At 40.8% G+C, this 25255-nt stretch carries 27 protein-coding genes; all 27 read left to right on the plus strand.

What is annotated here, in order from left to right:
- Positions 1-3: 3 nt before the first annotated feature.
- The 27 genes from ACFFGV_RS11240 (at position 4) to ACFFGV_RS11370 (ending at position 25136) form a co-directional block, all read left to right on the plus strand.
- Complete coding sequence (locus ACFFGV_RS11240) at positions 4-366, plus strand: response regulator (RefSeq protein WP_377347804.1); 363 nt, start codon at positions 4-6, stop codon at positions 364-366.
- A gap of 13 nt (positions 367-379) precedes the next feature.
- Positions 380-1081 carry a flagellar biosynthetic protein FliO gene (locus ACFFGV_RS11245; RefSeq protein ID WP_377347806.1) on the plus strand — a complete coding sequence of 234 codons (702 nt, stop codon included), beginning with the start codon at positions 380-382 and terminating at the stop codon, positions 1079-1081.
- Positions 1074-1739 carry a flagellar type III secretion system pore protein FliP gene (gene fliP, locus ACFFGV_RS11250; RefSeq protein WP_377347808.1) on the plus strand — a complete coding sequence of 222 codons (666 nt, stop codon included), beginning with the start codon at positions 1074-1076 and terminating at the stop codon, positions 1737-1739. Before ACFFGV_RS11245 ends, fliP begins: the two co-directional genes overlap by 8 nt.
- A 27-nt stretch (positions 1740-1766) precedes the next feature.
- On the plus strand, positions 1767-2036 hold the full coding sequence (gene fliQ / locus ACFFGV_RS11255) for a flagellar biosynthesis protein FliQ (protein ID WP_377347811.1): 270 nt from the start codon (positions 1767-1769) through the stop codon (positions 2034-2036).
- 3 nt (positions 2037-2039) lie between these two features.
- A complete protein-coding gene (fliR, locus tag ACFFGV_RS11260; RefSeq protein WP_377347813.1) occupies positions 2040-2819 on the plus strand; it encodes a flagellar biosynthetic protein FliR in 780 nt (259 codons plus the stop codon).
- Positions 2820-2821: 2 nt separating this feature from the next.
- Positions 2822-3904, plus strand: coding sequence for a flagellar biosynthesis protein FlhB (gene flhB, locus ACFFGV_RS11265; RefSeq protein WP_377347815.1), 1083 nt, complete (start codon positions 2822-2824; stop codon positions 3902-3904).
- An 18-nt stretch (positions 3905-3922) separates the two neighbouring features.
- Complete coding sequence (gene flhA / locus ACFFGV_RS11270; RefSeq protein ID WP_377347817.1) at positions 3923-5953, plus strand: flagellar biosynthesis protein FlhA; 2031 nt, start codon at positions 3923-3925, stop codon at positions 5951-5953.
- Entirely contained in the window at positions 5950-7077 is a 1128-nt protein-coding gene (gene flhF, locus ACFFGV_RS11275; RefSeq protein WP_377347819.1) for a flagellar biosynthesis GTPase FlhF, read from the plus strand. The genes flhA and flhF overlap by 4 nt, the downstream gene beginning before the upstream one ends.
- Positions 7074-7937 carry a MinD/ParA family protein gene (locus tag ACFFGV_RS11280; protein WP_377347821.1) on the plus strand — a complete coding sequence of 288 codons (864 nt, stop codon included), beginning with the start codon at positions 7074-7076 and terminating at the stop codon, positions 7935-7937. The genes flhF and ACFFGV_RS11280 overlap by 4 nt, the downstream gene beginning before the upstream one ends.
- Before the next feature lie 6 nt (positions 7938-7943).
- On the plus strand, positions 7944-9038 hold the full coding sequence (locus tag ACFFGV_RS11285) for a protein-glutamate methylesterase/protein-glutamine glutaminase (RefSeq protein WP_377347823.1): 1095 nt from the start codon (positions 7944-7946) through the stop codon (positions 9036-9038).
- A complete protein-coding gene (locus ACFFGV_RS11290) occupies positions 9029-11116 on the plus strand; it encodes a chemotaxis protein CheA (protein WP_377347826.1) in 2088 nt (695 codons plus the stop codon). Before ACFFGV_RS11285 ends, ACFFGV_RS11290 begins: the two co-directional genes overlap by 10 nt.
- A 15-nt stretch (positions 11117-11131) precedes the next feature.
- The gene (locus ACFFGV_RS11295) at positions 11132-11602 is read left to right on the plus strand and encodes a chemotaxis protein CheW (RefSeq protein WP_377347828.1); all 471 of its coding nucleotides are present in this window, start codon (positions 11132-11134) and stop codon (positions 11600-11602) included.
- A 4-nt stretch (positions 11603-11606) separates the two neighbouring features.
- The gene (locus tag ACFFGV_RS11300; protein WP_377347830.1) at positions 11607-12239 is read left to right on the plus strand and encodes a chemotaxis protein CheC; all 633 of its coding nucleotides are present in this window, start codon (positions 11607-11609) and stop codon (positions 12237-12239) included.
- Positions 12232-12729, plus strand: a complete 498-nt coding sequence (locus tag ACFFGV_RS11305) for a chemotaxis protein CheD (RefSeq protein ID WP_377347832.1) — start codon at positions 12232-12234, stop codon at positions 12727-12729. The genes ACFFGV_RS11300 and ACFFGV_RS11305 overlap by 8 nt, the downstream gene beginning before the upstream one ends.
- Entirely contained in the window at positions 12730-13068 is a 339-nt protein-coding gene (locus tag ACFFGV_RS11310) for a hypothetical protein (RefSeq protein ID WP_377347834.1), read from the plus strand.
- Between the two features lie 31 nt (positions 13069-13099).
- Complete coding sequence (locus ACFFGV_RS11315; RefSeq protein WP_377347836.1) at positions 13100-13879, plus strand: FliA/WhiG family RNA polymerase sigma factor; 780 nt, start codon at positions 13100-13102, stop codon at positions 13877-13879.
- A complete protein-coding gene (locus ACFFGV_RS11320; RefSeq protein WP_377347955.1) occupies positions 13852-15285 on the plus strand; it encodes a flagellar assembly protein A in 1434 nt (477 codons plus the stop codon). The genes ACFFGV_RS11315 and ACFFGV_RS11320 overlap by 28 nt, the downstream gene beginning before the upstream one ends.
- A gap of 21 nt (positions 15286-15306) precedes the next feature.
- On the plus strand, positions 15307-15864 hold the full coding sequence (locus ACFFGV_RS11325) for a hypothetical protein (protein ID WP_377347838.1): 558 nt from the start codon (positions 15307-15309) through the stop codon (positions 15862-15864).
- A gap of 156 nt (positions 15865-16020) precedes the next feature.
- On the plus strand, positions 16021-16755 hold the full coding sequence (gene rpsB, locus ACFFGV_RS11330; RefSeq protein WP_377347840.1) for a 30S ribosomal protein S2: 735 nt from the start codon (positions 16021-16023) through the stop codon (positions 16753-16755).
- Between the two features lie 230 nt (positions 16756-16985).
- Positions 16986-17870, plus strand: coding sequence for a translation elongation factor Ts (gene tsf / locus ACFFGV_RS11335; RefSeq protein ID WP_377347842.1), 885 nt, complete (start codon positions 16986-16988; stop codon positions 17868-17870).
- Positions 17871-17944: 74 nt separating this feature from the next.
- On the plus strand, positions 17945-18667 hold the full coding sequence (gene pyrH / locus ACFFGV_RS11340) for a UMP kinase (RefSeq protein WP_377347844.1): 723 nt from the start codon (positions 17945-17947) through the stop codon (positions 18665-18667).
- A 2-nt stretch (positions 18668-18669) separates the two neighbouring features.
- Complete coding sequence (frr, locus tag ACFFGV_RS11345) at positions 18670-19227, plus strand: ribosome recycling factor (protein ID WP_377347846.1); 558 nt, start codon at positions 18670-18672, stop codon at positions 19225-19227.
- A gap of 158 nt (positions 19228-19385) precedes the next feature.
- The gene (gene uppS / locus ACFFGV_RS11350; protein WP_377347848.1) at positions 19386-20150 is read left to right on the plus strand and encodes an undecaprenyl pyrophosphate synthase; all 765 of its coding nucleotides are present in this window, start codon (positions 19386-19388) and stop codon (positions 20148-20150) included.
- Between the two features lie 15 nt (positions 20151-20165).
- The gene (locus ACFFGV_RS11355; protein WP_377347850.1) at positions 20166-20957 is read left to right on the plus strand and encodes a phosphatidate cytidylyltransferase; all 792 of its coding nucleotides are present in this window, start codon (positions 20166-20168) and stop codon (positions 20955-20957) included.
- A 27-nt stretch (positions 20958-20984) separates the two neighbouring features.
- Complete coding sequence (gene dxr / locus ACFFGV_RS11360) at positions 20985-22130, plus strand: 1-deoxy-D-xylulose-5-phosphate reductoisomerase (protein ID WP_377347852.1); 1146 nt, start codon at positions 20985-20987, stop codon at positions 22128-22130.
- Between the two features lie 20 nt (positions 22131-22150).
- Positions 22151-23407 carry an RIP metalloprotease RseP gene (gene rseP, locus ACFFGV_RS11365; protein ID WP_377347855.1) on the plus strand — a complete coding sequence of 419 codons (1257 nt, stop codon included), beginning with the start codon at positions 22151-22153 and terminating at the stop codon, positions 23405-23407.
- Between the two features lie 25 nt (positions 23408-23432).
- Positions 23433-25136, plus strand: a complete 1704-nt coding sequence (locus tag ACFFGV_RS11370; protein WP_377347857.1) for a proline--tRNA ligase — start codon at positions 23433-23435, stop codon at positions 25134-25136.
- The last annotated feature ends 119 nt before the right edge of the window (positions 25137-25255 follow it).

Here is a 25255-nt window from a genome sequence, read left to right on the forward strand (position 1 = left end):
AGCATGGCAAATAAAATATTAATTGTAGACGACGCAGCATTCATGAGAATGATGATTAAGGATATCCTGACCAAGAATGGATATGACGTAGTTGGTGAAGCTCAAGATGGAAGTCAGGCTGTAGAAAAGTACAAGGAACTAGAGCCAGACCTGGTAACTATGGATATAACCATGCCTGAAATGGATGGAATTACAGCCTTAAAAGAAATTAAATCTATTAATCCTAATGCAACTATTATAATGTGTTCTGCAATGGGACAACAGGCTATGGTTATTGATGCTATTCAGGCTGGGGCGAAAGATTTTATTGTGAAACCATTCCAGGCTGATCGAGTAATTGAGGCAATCAAAAAAGCATTAAGCTAAAAGTAGGTAGATTATGAATAAACGATTTTGCATGACAATGCTACTATCAATAGGCTTGCTATTTGTGCAAAGCTCAATAGTAAATGCCGAAAACAAAACAGTAGACTGTATGTTTCAACCAGAAAAATGTCAGGATGAGGATCAACAGCAAGACAGTTCCCCATCACTAGATTCTAAAGGAGAGGATGGCGATAGTTCGCCATCCTCCCAAGATAACTCCGCAGTAAACAGTAATAGTCCCTCTCTTCTTTGGCAATTCGTCAAACTAATTGGGGTATTAATCTTTATTATTGCTCTTATCTATGGGCTGTTGAAGTTTGTTAATAAGCGCAATAAGCTATTTCAACAAGTTCGCACACTTGAGAATGTTGGAGGAGTCTCCCTCGGTCAGAACAAGTCGTTGCAAGTGATTCGTATCGGAGAACAGTATTTTGCAGTAGGGGTTGGAGATAACGTCGAACTGCTTACGGAAATTACAGATGAGGCTACCCTTCGCTCCTTTCAGTCAGAAGGAGAGTCGTCTGTTAATTCTACCACTGCCTCTTTACTGGAAAATGTATTTTCTAAAACGAGTACGAACAACGAAAAGAAAGCACCAAATGCTTCTTCTTTACCGTTTAAAGATTTATTTCAATCCGAGCTAGGGTCGTTAAAGGAGAAACGAAAACAGTTAATAGATAAACAGTCTAGACAGAAAGAGGATCGCGATGACTGAATTTGTAGAATTATTCTCAAGCTCTGATGCCACCAACATATCCACTTCTGTGAAGCTATTGCTCCTGTTAACTGTACTTTCCTTAGCACCAAGCATCTTAATACTTATGACGAGTTTTACCAGGATTGTAATAGTACTGTCGTTTGTTCGTACCTCACTGGCAACACAGACAATGCCGCCTAACCAGGTGCTGATCGGATTAGCTTTATTCCTCTCCTTCTTTATTATGGCGCCTACGCTGCAGGAAGTGAACGAAGAAGCATTGACTCCATTATTTAATGAAGAAATAACATTAGAAGAAGCATATGAGAATGCCAGTGTGCCCATGAAGGATTTCATGGCTGCCCACACAAGACAGAAGGATTTAGGCTTATTTATGGACTATGCTGAAATGGAACAACCTGAAACCATTCAGGATATACCATTAACGACGCTTGTGCCTGCATTTGCCATAAGTGAATTAAAAACAGCCTTTCAAATGGGATTTATGATTTTCATACCATTTTTAGTAATTGATATGGCGGTAGCGAGTGTGCTTATGTCCATGGGAATGATGATGCTCCCTCCAGTTATGATTTCTTTACCATTTAAAATTCTGTTGTTCGTTCTTGTTGATGGCTGGTACCTCATTACCTATTCGTTACTAGAAGGCTTCTAGGGATGGCAGAAAGGAAAGGGTGTCCTAATGAATAGTCATACCGTTATATCACTTGCAGAGCAGGGAATTTATACCGTACTCATCGTAACAGGTCCGTTGCTGATTTTAGCATTATCTGTTGGTCTGTTAGTTTCCATATTCCAGGCCACTACTCAAATACAAGAACAAACCCTAGCGTTTATACCGAAAATAGTAGCAGTAATGGGTGGATTGGTTTTCTTTGGTCCGTGGATGCTATCGAAAATGGTAGAGTTTGCTGCAGGGATTTTCCAAAACTTAAATCAATTTGTGGGGTAGGGTATGTTAGACGTAATCGACTTAACGAAAGTACCAGCATTTTTACTCATTCTTGTACGTGTCACTGCATTTTTTGTTACCTTACCCTTATTTTCATATAAAAACGTTCCTACACCACATAAAATCGGTTTCAGCTTCTTTTTAACCTGGGTGATGTATTACACCGTTGATATCCCGATTGTAGTGATTAATGAAACGTTTCTGTTGCTTATTTTGAAAGAGGCAGTTGTCGGCTTAGCAATAGGGTTTATTGCTTATTTAATCTTATCTGCTATTCAAATAGCTGGCGGGTTTATTGATTTTCAAATGGGCTTTGCAATCGCAAATGTGATAGACCCACGAACAGGAGCTCAAAGTCCGCTCATTGGACAATATTTATACACTATCACCCTGTTGTTCTTTCTAGCTGTAAATGGTCATCATCTATTATTGGATGGGATGTTCTACAGCTATGAGGCTATACCTATGCAGCAAATGGCAACAGGGCTTGGTAATGATGCTGTGGCAAGCTATGTTATAGAGACCTTTAATAAAATGTTTATTGTAGCATTTCAAATGGCCATCCCTATTGTAGGATGTTTGTTTCTCGTAGATGTCGCTTTAGGTATAGTGGCCAGGACCGTACCACAGCTCAATGTATTTGTAGTTGGATTGCCGTTAAAGATATTAGTCAGCTTTGTTGTCATTTTCATTTCATTTGGAATGTTCACTATTCTGATGAGAGAGTTATTTGAACTGATGTTCGTTTCCATGCGGGATGTGATGAGGTTAATGGGGGGATGAGGATGCAACGTCTTCCGGTGGATTTACAATATTTTTCACAGGAAAAAACAGAAAAAGCCACACCTAAGAAAAAAGAAGACAGTCGTAAAAAAGGGCAAGTGCCTAAAAGTCAGGATGTCAATACGGCCCTATTAATGTTCGCGATGTTCCTTTTGCTATTTGTTATCGGCGGATTTTTAAAAGGGAGATTTACGAATCTTCTCGAACAAAGCTTTTATGAATACATACATTGGGATCTGACTCAGCTTACCATTCATCAAATTATGGTGGAGATTGCTATAGAAATGGCAGCAACGTTAGCACCTATTATGGGAGTGGCTATCCTGGCAGGGCTAGCTTCAAACTATTTGCAGGTGGGCTTCCTATTTACAGCGGAACCTTTAAAGGTGGATATTAAGAAGTTAAATCCTATTCAAGGATTTAAGAAGATATTTGCTGCAAGAGCGTTAGTGGAGCTCGTGAAATCCTTACTGAAAATAGGCTTTGTGGGGACAGTTACCTTTTCAGTCCTATGGCTGAGAAAAGACGACATGCTGGAAATGTCTCAAAAAGGTTTGGATGCAGCGGTTAGTTTTTTTGGGCAAACCACCATTATAATGGGACTTGCCGCTTCATTACTGCTACTTGTTCTATCGGTGCTGGACTATGTTTATCAACGATATGACCATGAAAAGAATATTCGAATGTCTAAGCAGGATATAAAGGATGAAAGTAAAAACATGGAGGGTGATCCTCTCATTAAATCAAAAATTAAGGAACGGCAACGGCAAATGTCGCAGCAGCGAATGATGAGCGAGGTTCCTGAAGCAGATGTGGTTATCACTAACCCAACTCACTTTGCTATTGCTATTAAGTATGATGAAGAAAAAGCAGACGCACCATACGTTGTTGCTAAAGGAGTCGATTACGTCGCATTAAAGATAAAAGACATAGCACATAAGCATGACGTGGCAACAGTAGAAAATCGGCCTTTAGCAAGAGCGCTGTATGATGCTGTGGAGATAAACGATGCCATTAGCGAAGATTTTTATCAAGCAGTAGCTGAAATACTGGCGTATGTTTATCGGATTCAACAAAAAGCTTGAAATTAGGGAGAGAAGAACATGTCAGCTAGAGACCTCTCAGTCATTGTTGGGGTAATAATGATCATTATTATGCTGGTAATTCCGTTACCTCCAATGATGTTAAGTATTCTAATATTAATCAATATATCACTAGCGCTAGTGGTCATTCTGGTAGCCATGAATACGCAGGAAGCGTTGGAGTTTTCCATATTTCCATCCTTGCTGTTGTTATTGACTTTGTTCCGGTTAGGACTAAATGTTTCAACAACTCGGTCCATATTAGCTAACGCAGAAGCAGGCGGGGTTGTGGCAACGTTTGGAACATTTGTAACGGGTAATAGCGCCTTAGTAGGTTTTGTGATTTTTGCTATTTTAGTAATTATACAATTTTTAGTTATCACAAAAGGGGCAGAACGTGTTTCAGAGGTGGCAGCCCGGTTTACACTTGATGCGATGCCAGGTAAGCAAATGAGCATCGATGCTGATTTAAATGCCGGACTTATATCGGAACATCAAGCGAAAGAGCGTCGCGAAAAAATTGAAAATGAAGCGGATTTTTATGGCGCGATGGATGGTGCCAGTAAGTTCGTAAAAGGGGACGCTATTGCAGGTATCATAATTGTTTTAATTAACATATTGTTTGGTCTTATTATTGGAATGACCCAAAAGGGAATGGGCTTTAATGAAGCGATAGATACATATATGCGCTTAACCGTCGGGGATGGTCTTGTCAGTCAAATACCTGCACTCCTTATTTCAACTGCAACAGGTATTACCGTTACCCGAGTTGCTTCTGAAGGTAACCTTGGCCATGATGTAACAGGTCAATTGTTGCGCTATCCTAAATTATTATACATTGCAGCAGCAACTATTTTTTTCCTTGGATTAACTCCTATCCCATTTTTACTTACTACTGTACTGGCAGGGATTTTAATATTTGGCGCCTGGTACTTGTCCCGAACAGTGGTACAAGAACAGCCTGATGAGGAGGAAGCAGCGGAAGAAAAAGAAAGTGCTGATATGCAATCACCGGAAAATGTAGTCAGCCTAATCAGCATGGATCCCATCGAATTTGAGTTTGGCTATGCCTTAATCCCTATTGCAGATGCTAGTCAGGGTGGTGACTTACTTGATCGAATTGTCATGATACGACGCCAGCTAGCTATTGAGCTTGGTATTGTTATTCCAACTGTGAGGATTCGAGATAATATTCAATTGAACCCTAATGAATACCGGTTGAAGATTAAAGGCAATCAAGTAGCAAACGGGGAATTGTTATTGGACCATTATTTAGCTATGAGTCCAGGGGTGGAGGATGATGCGGTGGAAGGAATCGACACACAGGAGCCTGCATTTGGTCTTCCCGCTAAATGGATTACTGAAGAAACCAAAGAAGAAGCGGAGATGTTTGGCTATACCGTCGTAGACCCACCTTCTGTAGTTTCCACACATATTACGGAAGTTATTAAACAGCATGCTCACGAATTACTGGGAAGACAAGAAACAAAGCAGCTGATTGATCATTTGAAGGAATCTTATCCAATTCTCGTAGAAGAAGTGACACCAGAGCCGTTGTCTGTCGGAGATGTGCAAAAAGTGCTTGGTAAGCTTTTAAGGGAGAACATTTCAATTAAAAACCTGCCAATTATTTTTGAAACATTAGCGGATTTTGGAAAGATGACAAATGACACAGAATTGTTAGCTGAATATGCTCGGCAATCATTATCTCAGCAAATTACCAATCAATATGTCCAGCAAAATCACATACGCGTTATTACTGTTTCAGGAAAAGTGGAGAAAACAATTGCAGAACATGTTCAGCAAACTGAGCACGGAAGTTATCTAGCTCTCGACCCTGAAACTCAGCAGTCCATCATACAGTCTGTGGCACAGCAGGTAGAGCAGCTTTCCCTTCAAGAGGAAACACCGATTGTTTTATGTTCCCCTGCAGTGAGGATGTATGTCAAGCAGTTATTAGACAGGTTTTTACCTCAAGTTGCTGTCCTATCCTATAATGAACTAGAACCAAGTATTGAAGTGCAAAGCGTGGGGGTGGTGAATGTAGCATGAAGGTAAAAAAGTTTATAGCTCCGACCATGCTAGAGGTGATGAGTCAGGTTAGAAAAGAGTTAGGTACCGAAGCAGTTATTCTCAATTCTAAGGAGATTAAAAAGGGAGGCATCTTCGGCTTTTTCTCCAAAACGAATATTGAAGTGGTAGCTGCGATAGATCCTGAGCCAGCTAGATGGAAGCAAAAGGAGCCTAAAGCAGATAAAAGCATCCAATGGCAGGCTCAACCAGCGGAATCAGAACATATTACATCTAGCTCTGAGAAAGCTTTACAAAGAGATATAGAGGAATTGAGGACAGTAGTTCAGCAACAGCAGCGGAACCAATCGTATCCACTTGAGATACAAAAGCTATACGAAGAATTATTAAAACAAGAAGTATCAGCTCAAACAGCAGATACAATCGTCCAACCTCTTGTGGAGAAATTTTATGTACAAAGGTCGAACGGCAATGAGCTGCAGTTATGGAAGTGGATGAAGGAAGAGCTGTATATGCAATTAGAGGATGTACCCTTTGGTGGTATGGACTATACTAAACAAATTGTACATTTCGTTGGCCCGACTGGTGTCGGCAAGACGACCACAATCGCTAAAGTAGCCGCAAATGCAGTTATGAATGATCATAAACAGGTAGCCTTCATTACGACAGATACATATCGAATAGCAGCGATAGATCAGTTAAAAACGTATGCTAAGATTCTCGATCTCCCTTTGGAGGTTGCTTATAATAAGGAAGATTACCAATTGGCTAAAGAGAAATTCAGCTCCTATGATCTAGTGCTAGTCGATACTGCAGGTCGTAATTACAGAGATACGACATATGTAGAGGAATTAAAGGATATGGTCGAAATTGGTAAGGATACAGATACGTACCTAGTGCTCTCGCTTACTAGTAAAGTAAAAGATATGGAGGATATATATAATACATTCGCTACACTCCCAATAAAGAATATCATTTTTACAAAGGCAGATGAAACAACTCAATACGGTGGAGTATTGGATTTGGTTATGAAGCATGAAATTGGTGTTGCTTACGTAACAGATGGGCAAAATGTACCGGATGATTTACGAATAGCTTCCGGTGATTGGCTCATTGACCAGATAGTTGGTGATATAGAGCTATGACAGACCAAGCCCATAACCTACGTTCAAAAATAGAGAGGCTTAAGCACAATAAAGAAGCTAAAACCATCGCTATCGCAAGCGGTAAAGGAGGAGTGGGGAAGTCAAATGTTACGTTGAATTTTGCTCTTTCCCTGTGTAAAGAGCAGAAAAAAGTGTTGATTTTTGATCTGGATATAGGGATGGGCAATATTGATATTCTCCTAGGGACACCTGCGAAAAGAACTATTGTAGAAATGTTTGAAAATAACCTTTCGATTGCCGATATCATAGAAAAGGGCCCTCAAGGGCTATCTTTTATAGCAGGTGGGTCAGGCTTGAATTCACTCTTTGTGTTAAATGAGACGAAAGCCTCCCATTTCTTTGATCAATTACAGCTATTGGTAGAGGATTATGACTATATCCTATTTGATTTAGGAGCCGGAGTTAGTGAGGAAAGTCTTCATTTTATTCTTGCAGCCAATGAGTGCATTATGGTGACAACACCAGAGCCTACCTCGATAACGGATACATATGCCATGGTTAAGCACGTTATTTTACAGCAAAGTGATCTGCCCATTAATATGGTTGTCAATAAATCATTTTCATCAAAAGCGGGCCAGCAAACCATGGATAGGCTTCAGCAGGTTGTGATGCGTTTTCTAAACAAAGAGATATTACCTCTAGGGATACTGCCAGATGATTCAACAGTCACTAGAGCTGTTAGTCGACAGACCCCTTTTCTAGCCTACAATGAACATGCAGCAATAAGTAAAGCTCTTCATAAAATGACGAAACACTATTTAAGCGGTAAACAGGAGGTTCATACGAAATCTAAAGCCCCCTTCATCTCAAGATTAAAGCGTCTTATGCTGGAAAGGTAGGTCTCTATGAATCAGGTTAATGTATTAGTCGTCGACGATTCGGCGTTTATGAGAAAAATGGTAAGTGAAATGCTCCAAAGTCATGAACAAATTCATGTTATCGCTACTGCACGAAATGGGGAAGATGGGCTTAAGAAAATGAGAGAATATAAGCCTGATGTTATGACGCTGGATGTAGAAATGCCTGTCATGGGCGGATTGACGTGTCTAGAGCAGATAATGCATGAATACCCTATTCCTGTGTTGATGCTGTCAAGTGTCACCTCAGAGGGAGCAAGCAGCACCATCAAAGCAATGGAACTAGGGGCAGTTGATTTCATTCAAAAACCCTCTGGTGCTATATCGCTTGATATAGAAAAAATAAAAACGGATATCGTAAATAAAGTACTGGCAGCGGCCACTGCTAATTTACAAGAGGTAAAACCATCGACGCGTCATGAAGCACCTCCTATCCGATCCTCTCTAAGGAAAAACGTAACCAACGGGGGTGCTCGAAGGCAAAAGCAAATAATTGCCATTGGTACTTCAACGGGAGGACCTCGGGCACTTCAACACGTATTGTCTCATCTTCCTGACAATATAGAGGCACCCATTTTAGTTGTGCAGCATATGCCGCCAGGCTTCACACAATCACTAGCTAAAAGGCTGGATACCCTTTGCGCTATTGAAGTTAAAGAAGCAGAGGATAAAGAGATTCTTAGAAATGGAGTTGCTTATATCGCTCCAGGAGATTTTCATTTACAGGTGGAGGAGACAGCCAGCTCAGCAAAGGTACACTTACATCAAGAGCCTCCAGTGCATGGACATCGGCCATCAGTGGATGTCCTGTTTCAGTCCGTTTCCACACTACAACACTATCAGCCAACAGCTATCGTTATGACCGGTATGGGCTCAGATGGTGCTTTAGGATTGAGGCAATTAAAAGCTGCAGTACCAACCACCATAGCTATTGCAGAGTCTAGTCAATCTGCTGTTGTTTATGGAATGCCTAAAGCATGCGTGGCTACCAATCTAGTGGATTATGAAATACATTTGAAAGATATTAGTGCAACATTATGGAGCGTTATGGGGAATAGAAGGGGTGAAAACACATGGAAATGAGTCAATATCTAGAAGTGTTTATTGAAGAAAGCAAAGAACACTTGCAGACAGTCAACACATCTCTATTAGAATTAGAAAAAAATCCAGAAAACTTAACCATTGTTAATGAGATTTTTCGTGCAGCTCACACACTAAAAGGGATGTCCGCCACAATGGGTTATCAGGACACTGCTAATTTGACGCATAAAATGGAGAATGTACTTGATGCTGTTCGAAATGAAAAGCTCGCCGTTGACTCCGATATGTTAGATGTGGTGTTTGATGCAGTAGAAGCATTAGAGGCTATGGTAAATGATATAGCAGGAGGCGGCAGTGGTGAAAGAGATGTTACCTCCATTGTGGAGAAGTTAGATCACATTGAAAACGGTCACCACCCATCTGGAATCCTTGAGGAGGACGGTAATAATTCCTCTCCCTCCGTTCATGAAAATGAAGCAAACATGTTTTTGAACATCGATGAATTTGAATGGACAGTGCTTCAACAATCAGAAGAGAATGGCTATAGTAATTTTCAAATGGATGTCACTCTAAGAGAGGATTGTCTATTGAAGGCTGCAAGAGTCTATATGATTTTCGAAGCATTAGAGCATATTGGAGAGGTTGTGAAGGCTAATCCCCCTGTGGATCAGTTGGAAGAAGAAAATTTTGATTTTTCTTTCTCTATTTTACTGGTGACTCAATCCTCTAAGGACGAAATCTATGACGTCGTTATGAAAATCGCAGAGGTCGAAACCGTGTCTGTCACGAAATTTGAAAGAAAAAGGGAAGACCGTTCCGGTGAATTAACCAGCAATTTATCGTCTTCCTCAAACCAGATGGATAATAATAACAAAACCGCTCAAGGCTCAGCAGCTGTTGCTACCCTAGCACCAGAAAAAGATCAGAAAAAAGAAGCAGCTCCTGCTAATCAAACAACACAGCAGCCAGCGCAAAGTAAGACCATACGAGTAAATATTGACCGATTAGATGTGTTAATGAATCTGTTTGAAGAGCTCGTAATCGACCGAGGAAGATTAGAGCAAATTTCCAATGATCTTGGTCACCATGAGCTTCAGGAAACAGTTGAGAGAATGTCTCGTATATCAGGGGATTTGCAAAATATCATCCTCAATATGCGAATGGTTCCTGTAGAGCAAGTGTTTAATCGCTTTCCACGTATGGTTCGCCAGCTTACACGTGAATTACATAAAAAGGTGAGCCTGGAGATAGAAGGTGCAGAGACAGAGCTTGATCGTACTGTTATAGACGAGATCGGCGACCCGTTAGTTCACCTCATTCGCAATTCACTAGATCATGGGATTGAGACCCCGGAAGCCCGAGTGGAGAAAGGGAAGCCTGAAGAGGGAACGCTGCTCCTTAAGGCATATCATAGTGGAAATCATGTATTTATTGAAGTCTCTGATGATGGAGGCGGCATTAATAGAGATAAAGTTGTCCAAAAAGCTGTACAAAACGGAATCGTGACCCAAGATCAAGCAGATGGATTATCAAATCAGCAAGTATTCGATCTCATTATGGCAAGCGGGTTCTCCACTGCAGACAATATTTCAGATATTTCAGGGCGTGGAGTAGGTCTTGATGTTGTGAAGAATACAATAGAATCCCTTGGTGGTAACATTACTGTTGACTCTTCTTTACATGAGGGAACCGTATTCTCAATTCAACTGCCGTTAACGCTATCGATTATATCGGTCATGCTGGTAGAAGTACAAAAGGAAAAATACGCCATACCTCTATCCTCTATCATTGAAACAGCTATTATCCAAAAGCAAGATGTGATGCATGCTCATAATAAAAAGGTGATTGATTTCAGAGGGAGAGTAGTACCTCTTGTGTTTTTAGAAGAGGTACTTGAGGTTCCGAAAATGTTAGAGGATGTAGAACACTACTCGGTAGTTGTAGTGAAAAAGGGAGACAAAATGGCCGCACTTGTTGTGAACTCCTTCATTGGCCAACAGGAAGTAGTTTTAAAAGCTCTAGGAAACTATTTGCAGAATGTGTATGCCATATCAGGGGCTACGATTCTTGGAGATGGACAGGTTGCGCTTATATTAGATACGAATGCGTTAGTAAAATAAGGAGGGGGAAGCGTCATGAATGAAGTACAGACACAAGAAGAGAAGGTCATAGTGTTTCAGTTGAATGAAGAAGAGTATGGAGTTCCTGTTCAGCAAGTAGGATCGATTGAGAGAATGCAGCATATAACACGGGTACCCCAAACTTCTGATTTTGTAAAAGGAGTGATCAATTTAAGAGGTGTTGTTACTCCTATTATTGATTTACGAGCGAGATTTAATTTAGAAGAGCGAGAACACTCCCATAGCACAAGGATTATCATTACTCATATTGAAGATATGGCGGTAGGGCTCATCGTCGATGAAGCGAATGATGTGATTGATATCCCGCCAGAAGCAATTGAACCAGCTCCAGAAGTAGTTGGTACCGTACATGTGGAATATATTAGAGGTGTGGCAAAGCTTGATAAAAGATTGTTAATCCTCCTTAATTTACCAAAGGTGCTTTCTGCTGACGAGGTAGATGAATTAAAAAGCATAGAAAGGTAAGCGCATGTCTTTTACAGATCAATTTACGGAATATCATAAGGATATATTACAGGAAATCGGGAATATCGGCGCAGCACACGCAGCTACGTCGCTTTCCCAATTAATAGATAAAAAGATTGATTTAACTGTCCCGTCTGTTCGTCTCGTTACCTTTGATGACATGATGGAGATAGTGGGGGGACCTGATAGAGTTATTGTGTCTGTGTTTCTCCGGATTGAAGGTGATGCGCCTGGTAGTATGTTTTTTGTACTGCCGCCACATCAGGCCAATAGAATCATTGCTCGAATGACCAATTCTTCATTTTCTATAGAAGATAACCCGGAGGATGACATAGCCATTTCTGCAATCCATGAATTAGGAAATATATTGTCAGGCTCTTACCTATCTTCTTTATCCGATTTTACTAATTTGAGAGTGCAGCCAAGTGTCCCTTCTGTAGCTGTTGATATGGTCGGTGCAGTACTAAGCTTTGGATTAATAGAGCTATCTCAAGTAAGTGATTACGCTATTGTTGTAGATACAACATTATCTGATAGTGACGGGCAGGAGGATATCGAGGGACACTTTTTCCTGCTGCCAGATCCTGACTCGTTTGAAACAATATTCGAGGCTTTAGGGGTCCATAAATATGAATGAAACAGCGACGATTATTAAAGTTGGTATTGCTGATTTAAATATAGTAAAACCACCAAATAAAATAAAAACATCTGGGCTTGGCTCCTGCGTGGGTATCATTTTATATGATGGAAAACGTAAGCTTGGAGGCATGGCGCACATAATGCTACCTTCTTCTGAAATGGCTAGAGAAACAATAGTAAATGAAGCAAAGTATGCCGATACGGCTATACCATTGCTAATTAAAAAGCTGTCAGCTATCGGAGGGAGGAAATCAGCGTTAACGGCTAAATTGGCTGGAGGGGCGCAAATGTTTCCGTTATCCCCTTCTAGTACAGTAATGCGTATTGGTCCGCGCAATGTTGAGTCCGTAAAAAAACAATTAAGTCGTTATTCTATACCTTTGATAGCCGAGGATAGCGGAGGACATAATGGTAGAACAATAGAATTTGACCCTGAACAAGGTACATTGGAAATTCGTACTGTAAATAAAGGTGTGTCCACTATATAAATGATTGGAACAATATTATGGAATTTACTATTCGCTGTTTTTGGTGGTTCGGTAACGTTTATTCTTTCTTTAACCGCAAATAGCTTACCAACGTCCGTCTATAGAGCTGCCACTGTATTTGCTATTTTTTATCTTTCCATGTTTCTATTTCGAGCAATTTTCGCATATGTAGCTCAAGCAACTTACTCTGGTGAGACTTCCGACGTAGTAGCAAGGAGCGATTTTTATAATGCTTCGTTACAGTCTCAAGAGGAGAGGGAAAAGGAGGAGGAAGAGGAGACTGCACGACAAACCTCACAAGTAATACGGGACTTGCTGCAAGAGGAGGAGCACCAATAATTCAGCATAGAGGAGGAGGGAAACGATAACCATGACAAATCAATCAACTCCTCAGGAACAACAGCTATGGAGCCTGTGGGAAGAGGAGCGGGACATGGAAGCTGCCAACGAATTAGTGCGCATGTATATGCATTTAGTTCATTACCATGTACATCGTATCGCTGCCCATCTCCCACAAAGCGTAAGCAAGGAAGACATTAAGAGCCTTGGTTTGTACGGGCTTTATGATGCGATTGAGAAGTTTGATATTACAAGAGATTTGAAATTTGATACGTACGCTTCGTTTCGCATTCGCGGTGCCATTATGGATGGTCTTCGGAAGGAGGATTGGCTGCCTAGATCTGTACGTGACAAATCAAAGAAAATTGAAAGTACAGCTGAACAGTTAGAGCAGTCTCTCCAACGTCCGCCATCCTCAGCAGAAATTGCTAGCGTACTAGGAGTTACAGAACAAGAAGTAGAATCTGTTATGAAGGATACACTTTTTGCGAATGTGTTATCTATGGAAGAAAAGCCAAAGGATATGAAGGATAATCATAAAGAAGGGATTGGATATTCGATTCCTGACACGAATGAAACAACTCCTGATATGAACGTTGTACAAGAAGAAAATTATCAAGAGTTGGAAGAGGGAATTAAGCAACTAAATGAGAAGGAGCAGCTTGTTATTAGCTTGTTTTATACGGAAGAGCTAACGTTAACGGAAATTGGACAAGTGCTAGGGCTGACCACCTCGAGGATTTCCCAGATTCATGCCAGGGCTTTATTCAAACTTCGAACCATATTACAACAAGTCCAGTTCATTCATTAAGGAGGAGGTTTTATGGGGTAGATCAGTTTGAAGACTACTTTACGGTAACAGTAAGCAAGGATAAATTAACAGCAACACTAGAATTAGTGAAAGAGTATCACCTGGAGCTATCATTGACAGAGGATGATTTGAATAAAGAGCTGCACGATCGGTCCATTTTATTTGGTATAAACAATGAAGCAATATCCTCTATTGTAAATGGATTGGGGGAAGAAGGGTTTCCGATTGTTATTGCAAAAGGGAAGCCTCCTAAAAACGGTAGGGATGGAACGATTGAGTTTCATTGGCCTACCCCGGAAAACGCAAATACAAATCAGCCTTCTACAACGATAAACTATAGGGAGGTTCTGCAAATTCCTTCAGTTCAGGAAGGAGATAAGCTGCTAACCATTACAGATCCAACACCAGGAGAAGATGGTATGACTGTGTTACATACATCCTTGCCAGCTAAGCCTGGTAAGCCGGCTTATATTACCCCAGGAAAGAATGTAACATGGAATGAACAACAACAAACCATGTATGCAGCAACTGCAGGACAAATTAGTAGAACGAACAGACAAGTCCATGTATATCCACTATATGAAGTAAATCAAGACATCACGATGAAAACCGGGAACTTAGATTTTGTGGGCACCATTGTTGTGAGGGGAAGCATCCCGAATGGTTATACGTTAAAAGCAAAAGGTGACATAAAGGTATATGGTTTAGTAGAAGGGGCAACTCTTATCGCAGAGGGATCGGTCTACATTTCCGAGGGCATTGCAGGTGGAGCAAAAGGTTCTATCCAGGCGGGGCTAGATATCCACGCCGGCTATATTAATCAGGGGAATGTAGAAGCCAAACGGGATATATGCATTGATAATTCAATATTACACAGCAACTGTATTGCCGGAAATGATATTCATTGTGATGCAGGTAATATTATTGGAGGTTCTCTGTCTGCCGGAAGATATATTAACTGTAAAGATATAGGCAATAAAATGAGTTCCAAAACAGAGGTTTTTTTTGGACCGAATAAATTAATGGTAAATCAAGAAAAACGATTACAGGAAGAAAAAGCACAGCTAGAGGATTCTTTACATAAGCTCGTCCTAATTGGGCGTAAATTACAGCAAAAGAAAGATAATGTAGGTCAATTATCTGCTAAAGAGCGAATTACCGCTTTGAGGCAGCGTAGTTCACTTGATTATACAGAGAAGCAATTAATGATTGTAAAACAGGAATGGGCAGCACTGCAGACTAAATTTCAAGAGGAGCTAGAAGCGGCGTTATGCGTCGAAGGAACCTTGTACCCGAATACATATGTCTCCTTCGGAAAGTATAAACGGCTTATGCAGCAAGTGTTTCATTATGTTAAAGTGGATATGAATCAAGGAGAAATAACAGTGCATAGTCTAAATAGCTAAAGTGGATAAAGAAGGGGTAACATGATTAGTTTTTTGGTAGTCATTAGCTTTCTCTTACACGGAGTTACGTTATTAACCATTTTCATTCTTGCCAAACGAATCTCTACGGCTAGAGAATTAGAAGTGAAGCAGGAAAAGGTAGCTCGTGAAATTGAAGAGAGTTTTACTGCTTACCTAATGGATATAAAGGAAGAAAATGAACGCTTAATGAATATGTTGGATAAAAATGGTCAGAATGTGGAACAAAGCTTTACTCAGGGGGCTCCTGATGGGAACACTGATAAAGAAAACAGCACAAGTGTTCCCGCTATGACTAACGTCTCCAGCAGCTATAGCTCCCTAGTGAAGGAAGATATACAGGAGCAAAGCCCGGATTTGCCTTTGGAAGATACAAAGGAAAAGAGTACGTATATGCCGCCAACACCGCCGGGAGTAGAGGAAGCTTATGAGCCGTCGGTCCAATCGAGAGTATATCAGCTTTTTGATGCAGGGTACTCTAAGGAAGCTATTGCTAAAGAGTTACATTGTGGAAAGACAGAGGTAGAATTGATGTTGAAATTTCACCAAAGAAACGTTTAAAACACGCTTGCTACCAACGCATACTTATGGTATAGTTACTTTTGGTGTTAATACACACGTTTGTCGATTTATCAGGGTGGTGCTCCTGTTGAAGGAGTCCCGGGATAAAGATGAGACGAACGGAGGAGAAATAAAACCACTAGGAGGAATTGAATCATGTCTGTAATTTCTATGAAACAGCTTTTAGAAGCTGGTGTTCACTTTGGACACCAAACTCGTCGTTGGAACCCGAAAATGAAGAAATATATCTTCACGGAGCGTAACGGCATTTATATTATCGACCTTCAGAAAACTGTGAAGAAGGTTGACGAAGCATTTAACTATGTGAAAGAAATCGCTGAAAATGGCGGTAACATTCTTTTCGTAGGTACTAAAAAACAAGCACAAGAGTCTGTTAAAGAAGAAGCAACTCGTGCTGGTATGTACTACATCAACCAACGTTGGTTAGGTGGTACATTGACAAACTTCCAAACAATCCGCAAACGTATTAATCGTCTAAAAGACATTGAGCGTATGGAAGAAGACGGAACTTTTGAAGTACTACCGAAGAAAGAAACAGTGGACCTTCTTAAAGAGAAAGATCGTCTTGTTAAATTCCTAGGCGGTATTAAGAATATGGAAAGTCTTCCGGATGCAATGTTCATCATTGATCCTCGTAAAGAGCGTATTGCAGTTGCAGAAGCTCACAAATTAAACATTCCAATTATCGGTATCGTTGATACAAACTGTGATCCAGATGAAATTGATTATGTGATTCCAGCTAACGACGATGCAATCCGTGCTGTGAAACTTCTAACTTCTAAAATGGCAGATGCTGTTCTAGAAGCTAAGCAAGGCGAAGAGACTGAAGAGCCTCAAGAAGCTGAAGAAGCAGAAACAGTGCAAGACTAAGGAAGGTTTTGAAGGTGATAAGAGGGAGGAACCTTTTATCACCTTTTTTAAAGAGTATGCAAATGGCATACTCCTTTAAGGTATAGCTCAGGCGCACCTGCTAGTGGACTTGGCAGTACGCAGTGTCCTATTGGGACAAGGTAAATGAGTTCCAGGCAGGCTGTACTATTAAATATATGCACGAGAGCTAAACTTGCAGAGTAACTGAATCATTAAAGGAGGATTTACCCATGGCAGTAACAGCTAAAATGGTTAAAGAATTGCGCGAAAAAACTGGCGCAGGTATGATGGATTGTAAAAAAGCACTAACTGAAGTAGAAGGCAACATGGATAAAGCCATCGAATGGTTACGTGAAAAAGGTATCTCCAAAGCTCAAAAGAAAGCAGATCGTATTGCGGCAGAAGGTTCTACTTCTGTTGAAGTAGACGGCAATACTGCTGTCATCTTTGAAGTGAACGCTGAAACTGATTTCGTTGCGAAGAACGATTCATTCAAGCAGCTTCTTAAAGAGCTTGGTACTCACTTAGTTCAACAGAAGCCTGCTACTGTTGAAGAAGCTCTTGAGCAGCCACTACACGGTGAAGGCCAAACCGTTAACGAATACATCACAGATGCTATCGCTAAAATTGGCGAAAAACTATCTCTACGTCGTTTCACTATTATGGAAAAAGGCGAGAACCAGGCATTTGGCGCTTACTTGCACATGGGAGGCCGTATTGGCGTTCTTTCTCTTCTAGAAGGTACGACGGATGAAACTGTTGCTAAAGATGTTGCCATGCACGTTGCTGCAGTCAGCCCTCGTTTTATCAGCCGTGACGAAGTTCCTGAAAGTGAAGTAAACCAAGAGCGTGAAGTACTTAAGAAAGAAGCACTTGCAGAAGGCAAGCCTGAAAACATCGTGGAAAAAATGGTGGAAGGTCGTCTTGGCAAGTTCTTCGAAGGAATTGTTCTTACGGAGCAAGCTTTCGTTAAAGACCCAGACAAGAAAGTGAAACAATATGTTCAAGAAAACAATGCTACAATTAACAACTTTGTACGTTATGAAGTAGGCGAAGGCATGGAAAAACGTGAAGATAACTTCGCTGAAGAAGTAATGAACCAAGTAAACAAATAATAGCTTGTTGAGATGGGGGACACAATGTGTTCCCTTTTTCAAAAGCATACATATAACGAGTGATGGAGGTAATTATGACAACAGCTCATTACCGTCGTGTAGTACTAAAACTAAGTGGCGAAGCGTTAAGTGGACCTGAAGGCTATGGATTGGACCCAGAGATTCTTCAATCCATAGCAAGGCAAGTTAAAGAGATTTCAGAACTAGGTGTAGAAGTAGCCGTTGTAGTAGGCGGAGGTAACATCTGGCGAGGAAAAGTAGGTAGTGAGGTCGGTATGGACCGAGCTACAGCTGATTACATGGGCATGTTAGCAACTGTTATGAACTCACTCGCCCTTCAGGATAGTTTGGAGAATATTGGTATTCCGACAAGAGTACAAACTTCTATTGAAATGCGTCAGGTTGCAGAGCCATATATACGCCGCAAGGCTATCAGACATCTGGAGAAGAAACGCGTTGTAATTTTTGCCGCGGGTACAGGTAATCCTTACTTTTCTACAGACACAACAGCTGCATTACGCGCTGCTGAAATTGAAGCAGATGTCATCCTTATGGCGAAGAACAATGTGGATGGTGTGTACAATGCTGATCCGAAACAGGATACAACAGCTGTGAAGTATGATGAACTTTCCTATCTTGACGTATTAAATGAAGGCTTAGGAGTAATGGACTCTACTGCATCATCCTTATGTATGGACAATGATATACCTCTTCTAGTATTCTCGATTATGGATGATGGGAATATTAAAAGAGCTGTATTAGGTGAAAGTATTGGAACAATAGTGAGGGGGAAATAACTATGCCAGAATCAATTATGAACGACACACGTGAGCTGATGGAGGAAGCAGTAAAGGCGTTTAGACGTCAGCTTGCTACAGTACGTGCAGGTCGCGCAAATCCATCTATCTTAGACGCTGTGAAAGTAGAATACTATGGTGCTGTTGTACCATTGAATCAGCTTGCTACTATTTCAGCACCAGAAGCACGTTTACTAGTGATTACACCTTTTGATAAGTCTTCCATTAACGATATTGAGAAGGCTATTCAAAAAGCTGATCTAGGCTTGTCTCCATCTAGTGATGGTAACGTCATCCGTATTAATATTCCTGCCCTGACGGAACAACGTCGTAAAGATTTAAACAAGCTTGTAAAGAAATACAGTGAAGAAGCGAAAGTGCAAGTTCGTAACATTCGTCGTGAAACGAATGACTCCTTGAAGAAAATGGAAAAAGAAGGTAGCATTACTGAAGATGATCTCCGCAGCTACCAGGATGACGTTCAAAAAACAACAGACAAGCATATCAATGAAATAGATCAGATTGCTAAGGAGAAAGAAGAAGAAATCATGGAAGTTTAAAGGATTTCCTAGTACAATGAAAGTGAAAGCCCTCTTGTAAGAAGGGGGTTTTTCATTTTCAGCTAATCACGAAATGATGTTAGATTGGCTTTCGCTAAATGAGGCGAAAGCCAGATTTTTCTATAATCATAAGAATAGGGTTCTATGGAGGATCTAGTATGTTTTTAAAACTTCCTTTCTCAAAAAAGAAAGCCGATGATACAGAAGCAGTAGAATTAGATAGGAATAAGATGCCTAAACACGTAGCCATCATCATGGACGGAAATGGCAGGTGGGCAAAAAAGCGAGGACTTCCTCGCATCGCTGGTCATAAAGAGGGGATGGATGTTGTAAAAAAAATTGTACGTAAATCCTCCGACCTTGGTTTAGAAGCATTGACACTATATGCCTTTTCCACGGAAAATTGGAAACGGCCAAAAACGGAAGTAGAGTTTCTGATGAAGCTCCCAGATGAGTTTTTAACTACATATTTACCTGAGCTGATAGAAAAGAATGTTCGAGTGGAAACTATCGGTGCTATGGATCACCTACCAGGGTTTACGGTTAATGCTGTAGAAAAGGCAAAGCAAAAAACAAAGGACAATACTGGGCTAGTATTAAATTTCGCTTTAAACTATGGAGGCCGTGACGAACTGCTTCAAGCAGTTCGCTCTGTTGCATCTGACGTACAAACAGGTGATAAACGTATCGAGGATATTGATGAAGGTATGTTTGAATCCTATCTTTATACTAGTGGTTTACCAGACCCTGATTTGTTAATTAGAACTAGCGGGGAGCAACGATTAAGCAACTATTTGTTGTGGCAATTAGCATACGCTGAATTTTGGTTTACAGATATACTTTGGCCGGATTTTGACGAAGCTGTATATGAGAAAGCCATCCATGATTATCAACAAAGAAAACGCAGGTATGGTGGCGTATAAGGTGTTGGTAGAATAATGAAGCAAAGAGTCGTTACTGCTATAGTATTTGGGATATTACTCATCCCGGTCATCTTCTTGGGGGAAATGCCCTTCAAAATTCTGATTTATGGTTTTGCTACCATTGGGTTAGTGGAACTGTTACGAATGAGAAAAATATCTCCTACATCCTTTCCAGGGACAATTTCCTTGATATTGTTGTGGGTACTATTAGTACCACTTCCCTCGCTCATCTTTTTTGATTGGTTAGATGTAACAAAATCGGAAGCGACTCTCTTGGCTGTTATAGTTCTGTTGGCTTATACAGTCCTTGTGAAGAATAAATTTACATTTGATGATGTAGGGTTTCTTATCCTCTCCTGTATCTACGTAGGAATGGGCTTTTATTATTTAATATTAACGAGAGAAGCAGGGGTCGAATATGTATTTTTCGCTCTTTTCTTAATTTGGGCTACAGATACAGGAGCATTTTTCTTCGGAAAAGCCTTCGGCAGGCATAAATTATGGCCGCTCATTAGTCCGAAAAAGACCATTGAGGGAGCAATAGGCGGTATTCTTTTAGCCTGTGGTGTCGCTGCGATTTTTCAGTGGATTACTCCAGTTCATTCCTCCTGGTTCATAGTAATAGGGGTTGCAGTGGTCATTTCCATATTTGGACAAGTAGGGGACCTTGTAGAGTCAGCCTTTAAGCGTCATTATTCCGTGAAGGATTCTGGTCGTTTACTGCCAGGGCACGGAGGAGTGCTGGACCGGTTTGATAGTCTGATATTTGTATTACCAATATTGCATTTTATTCAATTTATATCATAGGATTTAAAAAGCATTGGAGTGTGCTACATGAAGAAAATTAGCTTACTAGGGGCAACGGGATCTATTGGGGTGCAAACAACCGATGTAATTCGTAAGCATCCACAATCCTTTCAATTATATGCGCTGGCGTTTGGAAGAAACGTAGAAAAAGGTATGCAGCTTATTCAAGAATTTCAGCCCGCTATTGTTGTCGTACAGAGCGAGCAGGTGAAAGACGCTCTCTTGCAGCATGGATATCGTGGTAAAATATATACAGGAATAGATGGGATGTACGAGATTGCAACCCATCCGGATGTCGATGTTGTTGTCAATGCGGTGATGGGAAGCGTGGGCCTTTCCTCTACACTCGGTGCCATAGAAGCGAACAAGCAGGTAGCATTAGCTAATAAAGAAACATTAGTAACAGCAGGTCATTTGGTAATGGATGCTGCTAAAAAGCATAATGTATCCATATTGCCGATTGACAGTGAACATTCAGCTATATATCAATGCTTGAATGGTGAATCTAAAAAAGAGGCACATAAGATCATTTTAACAGCTTCAGGTGGAAGCTTTCGGGACAAAAGCCGGGAAGAGCTTGCTGGAGTAACGGTTGAGGATGCCTTAAATCACCCAAACTGGAGCATGGGTGCAAAAATCACCGTGGATTCTGCTACCATGATGAATAAAGGGCTAGAGGTAATTGAAGCTCACTGGTTATTTGATATGCCATATGACCATATTGATGTTATTCAGCACAGAGAAAGTGTCATCCATTCAATGGTAGAATTTGTCGATAAGAGTGTAATGGCTCAATTAGGAACTCCAGATATGAGAGTACCGATTCAATATGCACTAACCTATCCTAAACGACTTGAACTCAATCAAACAAAAGAGTTAAACTTAGTGGATATAGGAACTCTACATTTTCAAGAAATGAGTTTGGAGCGGTTTCCTTGTTTACGGCTAGCCTATGAGGCTGGTCGAATAGGAGGTACAATGACAACCGTATTGAACGCTGCAAATGAACAAGCAGTGGACTTGTTTCTAAATGGTAAGATTTCCTTCTTGACGATTGAATCGTTTATAGAACGTGCGTTGGAATCTCACCACGTTATTCATACTCCTAACCTGGAGACAATCCAACAAGTTGATGAACAGACTAGAGCGTTAGTCAAGTCGTATGTAAATTAAAAGGTAGGTGCCATATTATCATGACCACGATAATCGCATTTGTATTTATGTTTGGCCTTCTCGTGTTTGTTCACGAGCTTGGTCATTTGATTTTTGCTAAACGGGCTGGCATGCTGGCAAGAGAATTCGCTATAGGTATGGGGCCTAAAATTTATAACTTTGAACGTAACGAAACGATGTACACTATTCGTTTGCTGCCAATTGGCGGTTACGTCAGAGTGGCTGGAGAAGATCCCGAAATTATTGATATTAAACCAGGTCACCACATTGGGCTTGAGTTTAATGAAGACGGGAAAGTTTCTCATATAATTGTCAACAATAAATCCAAGCATCCGAATGCACGTGTTATTGAGGTAGAACATGCGGATTTAGACCATGATTTAACGATTATTGGATATGAGTTAGATGAAGAGGAAAAGCTTACGTTTGATATACATCCTAAGGCTAAATTTGTAATGGATGGTAAAGAAACTCAAATTGCTCCATACAATCGACAATTCGCATCCAAATCACTGCCACAAAGAGCCATGCAGCTTTTTGCTGGACCGTTAATGAATTTTATTCTTGCTATGGTTCTCTTTTTACTGATTGGATTTATTCAGGGGGTTCCAGTAGAAGACTCGCAGTTAGGCGCATTAGAAGAAGGCGGACCTGCTGAAGAGGCCGGCCTTCAACAAGGCGATAAAGTGGTTACAATTAACGATGTTACTGTCGATACATGGGATGAATTAGTCTCTGTCATACAGAAAAACCCTGATCAGGCTGTAGATGTAACGTATGAGCGTAATGGACAAACCGGCACTACAACGGTCGAGACGCGTCAAATCGAACGAGAGGGTCAAAAAATCGGGCAAATTGGAGTATTTGCTCCGAAAGAAAAGTCCCTCACAGCACCATTTAGTTACAGCGTCAGTCAAACGTACGAATTCTCTAAGCTTATCCTGGTTTCTGTAGGGAAAATGGTAACCGGTCAATTTTCCATTGATCAGCTATCTGGGCCTGTTGGTATATACAATGCAACGAACACGGTCGTTGAGACGAGTTGGCAAAATTACATGCCTTGGATAGCTCTATTGAGTATAAACCTCGGTATCTTAAACTTGTTACCGTTACCCGCTCTAGATGGCGGCAGACTGTTATTCATTGGTATTGAAGCGGTGCGTGGAAAGCCAATGGATCCTCAGAAAGAAGGAATTGTTCATTTTATCGGATTTGCCTTACTCATGCTTCTCATGATTATGGTGACCTGGAATGATATACAACGATTATTTTTATAAATGAAATAGAACGAGGTGGGTTTGGATGAAACAAAGTGAAATGCTCTTACCAACACTAAGAGAGAATCCTGCAGATGCAGAAATTAAAAGCCATCAGCTATTAGTACGTGCCGGTTTCATCCGTAAAGTTGCTTCTGGTATTTACTCTTTTCTACCAATAGGAAATCGAGTGCTTAGGAAAGTGGAAGCAATTGTTCGGGAGGAGATGGAGAATGCTGGGGCACATGAAATGAATATGACGGCCTTACAGCCTTCAGAATACTGGAAGGAAACGGGAAGATGGAACACATTTGGTCCCGAATTAATGCGTATTAAAGATCGTCATGAACGGGAATTTGCTCTCGGTGCTACACACGAAGAAGAAGTTACAGCCATCATTCGTGATGAGATTAAGAGCTATAAGCAGCTGCCATTAAGCGTATATCAAATTCAGAATAAATTCCGTGATGAAAAACGTCCACGCTTTGGACTATTACGGGGACGTGAATTCCTAATGAAGGACGCTTATACCTTCCATGACTCCTATGAAAGCTTGGATGCTTCGTATGAAAAAATGTTCACGGCATACAAAAATATCTTTAGCCGTTTAGGCTTGAATTTCAGAGCAGTTATCGCTGATTCTGGAGCTATGGGTGGTAAGGACACGCACGAATTTATGGTGTTATCTGAAGTAGGAGAAGATACTATTGCCTATTCTGATTCCTCTGAATATGCAGCTAACGTGGAAATGGCACCTGTTGTTACGACTTATGAAAAATCAACCGCTGCCCCTAAACAAATGGAGAAGGCAGCTACACCTAATTGTAAAAGCATGCAGGATGCTGCAGATCATTTAGGACATCCCCTTGCCGAGGGCATTAAAGCAATTATGTTCAAGGTGGACGATAAGCTAGTACTCGTTTTATCCAGGGGAGACCATGAAATTAACGATGTAAAGCTAAAGAACTTGTATGATGCATCCATGATTGACCTTGCTACAGAGGAAGAGACAAGAGAAGCGATGGGAGCAGGCTTTGGTTCTCTTGGACCTGTAGGAGCTTCAGGGGATTTAGAAGTTGTCGCGGATAAAGCTGTTGAAGCGCTTGTCAATGTTTCCTGCGGCGCAAATGAAGACGGCTTCCACTATGTGAATGTAACACCAGAGCATGATTTCCGCATTGATCAGTACGCTGATTTACGCTTTATTGAAGAAGGTGATCCTTCTCCTGATGGACAAGGTACTATTGTTTTCGCTAAAGGAATAGAAGTAGGCCATGTATTTAAGCTAGGTACCTTCTATGCTGAAAAAATGGGTGCTAATTTCCTGGATGAGAACGGTAAAGCCATTACGCTTATTATGGGCTGTTACGGAATCGGTGTTTCTCGTACCCTTGCTTCTGTAGTAGAACAATATCATGATGAACAAGGCATCACTTGGCCTAAACAAATTGCACCTTTTCAAGTTCATTTATTAGCGTTAAACGTGAAGAAGGACGAACAGAAAGAATTAGCGGAACGCCTTTATACAAAGCTTAAAAATGCTGGCATTGAAGTGTTATACGATGACCGGAAAGAGCGTGCCGGAGTTAAATTTGCCGATAGTGATTTAATCGGTGTTCCTCTCCGCATTACCGTTGGAAAGCAAGCAGGAGAGGGAATTGTGGAAATGAAGCAAAGAGCTAATGGAGAGCAGCAAGAAGTAACTGAGGCTGAATTGCTAAGCAAAGTTACCGCTTTTTTGACTGAATAGTAATTTATAGGGATATCGATTCGCAAGTGTATCTCACCCAATAAATCCTGACACATTTCAGCAGTGTGTTGGGATTTTTCAATGATAGATAGGAATGCTTGCGAATTGGATACCCCCGC

The sequence above is a fragment of the Pontibacillus salicampi genome (genome assembly GCF_042434395.1).
Lineage (GTDB): Bacteria > Bacillota > Bacilli > Bacillales > BH030062 > Pontibacillus > Pontibacillus salicampi.

Bases quoted from the DNA above. Each gene is read 5' to 3' on its own strand.
- flhF (WP_377347819.1), top strand. From the start codon at position 5,950: ATGAAGGTAAAAAAGTTTATAGCTCCGACCATGCTAGAGGTGATGAGT.
- ACFFGV_RS11300 (WP_377347830.1), top strand. From the start codon at position 11,607: ATGTCTTTTACAGATCAATTTACGGAATATCATAAGGATATATTACAG.
- pyrH (WP_377347844.1), top strand. From the start codon at position 17,945: ATGACAACAGCTCATTACCGTCGTGTAGTACTAAAACTAAGTGGCGAA.
- rpsB (WP_377347840.1), top strand. From the start codon at position 16,021: ATGTCTGTAATTTCTATGAAACAGCTTTTAGAAGCTGGTGTTCACTTT.
- ACFFGV_RS11305 (WP_377347832.1), top strand. From the start codon at position 12,232: ATGAATGAAACAGCGACGATTATTAAAGTTGGTATTGCTGATTTAAAT.
- fliQ (WP_377347811.1), top strand. From the start codon at position 1,767: ATGAATAGTCATACCGTTATATCACTTGCAGAGCAGGGAATTTATACC.
- ACFFGV_RS11310 (WP_377347834.1), top strand. From the start codon at position 12,730: ATGATTGGAACAATATTATGGAATTTACTATTCGCTGTTTTTGGTGGT.
- ACFFGV_RS11325 (WP_377347838.1), top strand. From the start codon at position 15,307: ATGATTAGTTTTTTGGTAGTCATTAGCTTTCTCTTACACGGAGTTACG.
- ACFFGV_RS11285 (WP_377347823.1), top strand. From the start codon at position 7,944: ATGAATCAGGTTAATGTATTAGTCGTCGACGATTCGGCGTTTATGAGA.
- ACFFGV_RS11370 (WP_377347857.1), top strand. From the start codon at position 23,433: ATGAAACAAAGTGAAATGCTCTTACCAACACTAAGAGAGAATCCTGCA.
- fliP (WP_377347808.1), top strand. From the start codon at position 1,074: ATGACTGAATTTGTAGAATTATTCTCAAGCTCTGATGCCACCAACATA.
- dxr (WP_377347852.1), top strand. From the start codon at position 20,985: ATGAAGAAAATTAGCTTACTAGGGGCAACGGGATCTATTGGGGTGCAA.
- ACFFGV_RS11245 (WP_377347806.1), top strand. From the start codon at position 380: ATGAATAAACGATTTTGCATGACAATGCTACTATCAATAGGCTTGCTA.
- frr (WP_377347846.1), top strand. From the start codon at position 18,670: ATGCCAGAATCAATTATGAACGACACACGTGAGCTGATGGAGGAAGCA.
- ACFFGV_RS11315 (WP_377347836.1), top strand. From the start codon at position 13,100: ATGACAAATCAATCAACTCCTCAGGAACAACAGCTATGGAGCCTGTGG.
- ACFFGV_RS11295 (WP_377347828.1), top strand. From the start codon at position 11,132: ATGAATGAAGTACAGACACAAGAAGAGAAGGTCATAGTGTTTCAGTTG.
- fliR (WP_377347813.1), top strand. From the start codon at position 2,040: ATGTTAGACGTAATCGACTTAACGAAAGTACCAGCATTTTTACTCATT.
- rseP (WP_377347855.1), top strand. From the start codon at position 22,151: ATGACCACGATAATCGCATTTGTATTTATGTTTGGCCTTCTCGTGTTT.
- flhB (WP_377347815.1), top strand. From the start codon at position 2,822: ATGCAACGTCTTCCGGTGGATTTACAATATTTTTCACAGGAAAAAACA.
- flhA (WP_377347817.1), top strand. From the start codon at position 3,923: ATGTCAGCTAGAGACCTCTCAGTCATTGTTGGGGTAATAATGATCATT.
- ACFFGV_RS11355 (WP_377347850.1), top strand. From the start codon at position 20,166: ATGAAGCAAAGAGTCGTTACTGCTATAGTATTTGGGATATTACTCATC.
- uppS (WP_377347848.1), top strand. From the start codon at position 19,386: ATGTTTTTAAAACTTCCTTTCTCAAAAAAGAAAGCCGATGATACAGAA.
- tsf (WP_377347842.1), top strand. From the start codon at position 16,986: ATGGCAGTAACAGCTAAAATGGTTAAAGAATTGCGCGAAAAAACTGGC.
- ACFFGV_RS11280 (WP_377347821.1), top strand. From the start codon at position 7,074: ATGACAGACCAAGCCCATAACCTACGTTCAAAAATAGAGAGGCTTAAG.
- ACFFGV_RS11290 (WP_377347826.1), top strand. From the start codon at position 9,029: ATGGAAATGAGTCAATATCTAGAAGTGTTTATTGAAGAAAGCAAAGAA.
- ACFFGV_RS11240 (WP_377347804.1), top strand. From the start codon at position 4: ATGGCAAATAAAATATTAATTGTAGACGACGCAGCATTCATGAGAATG.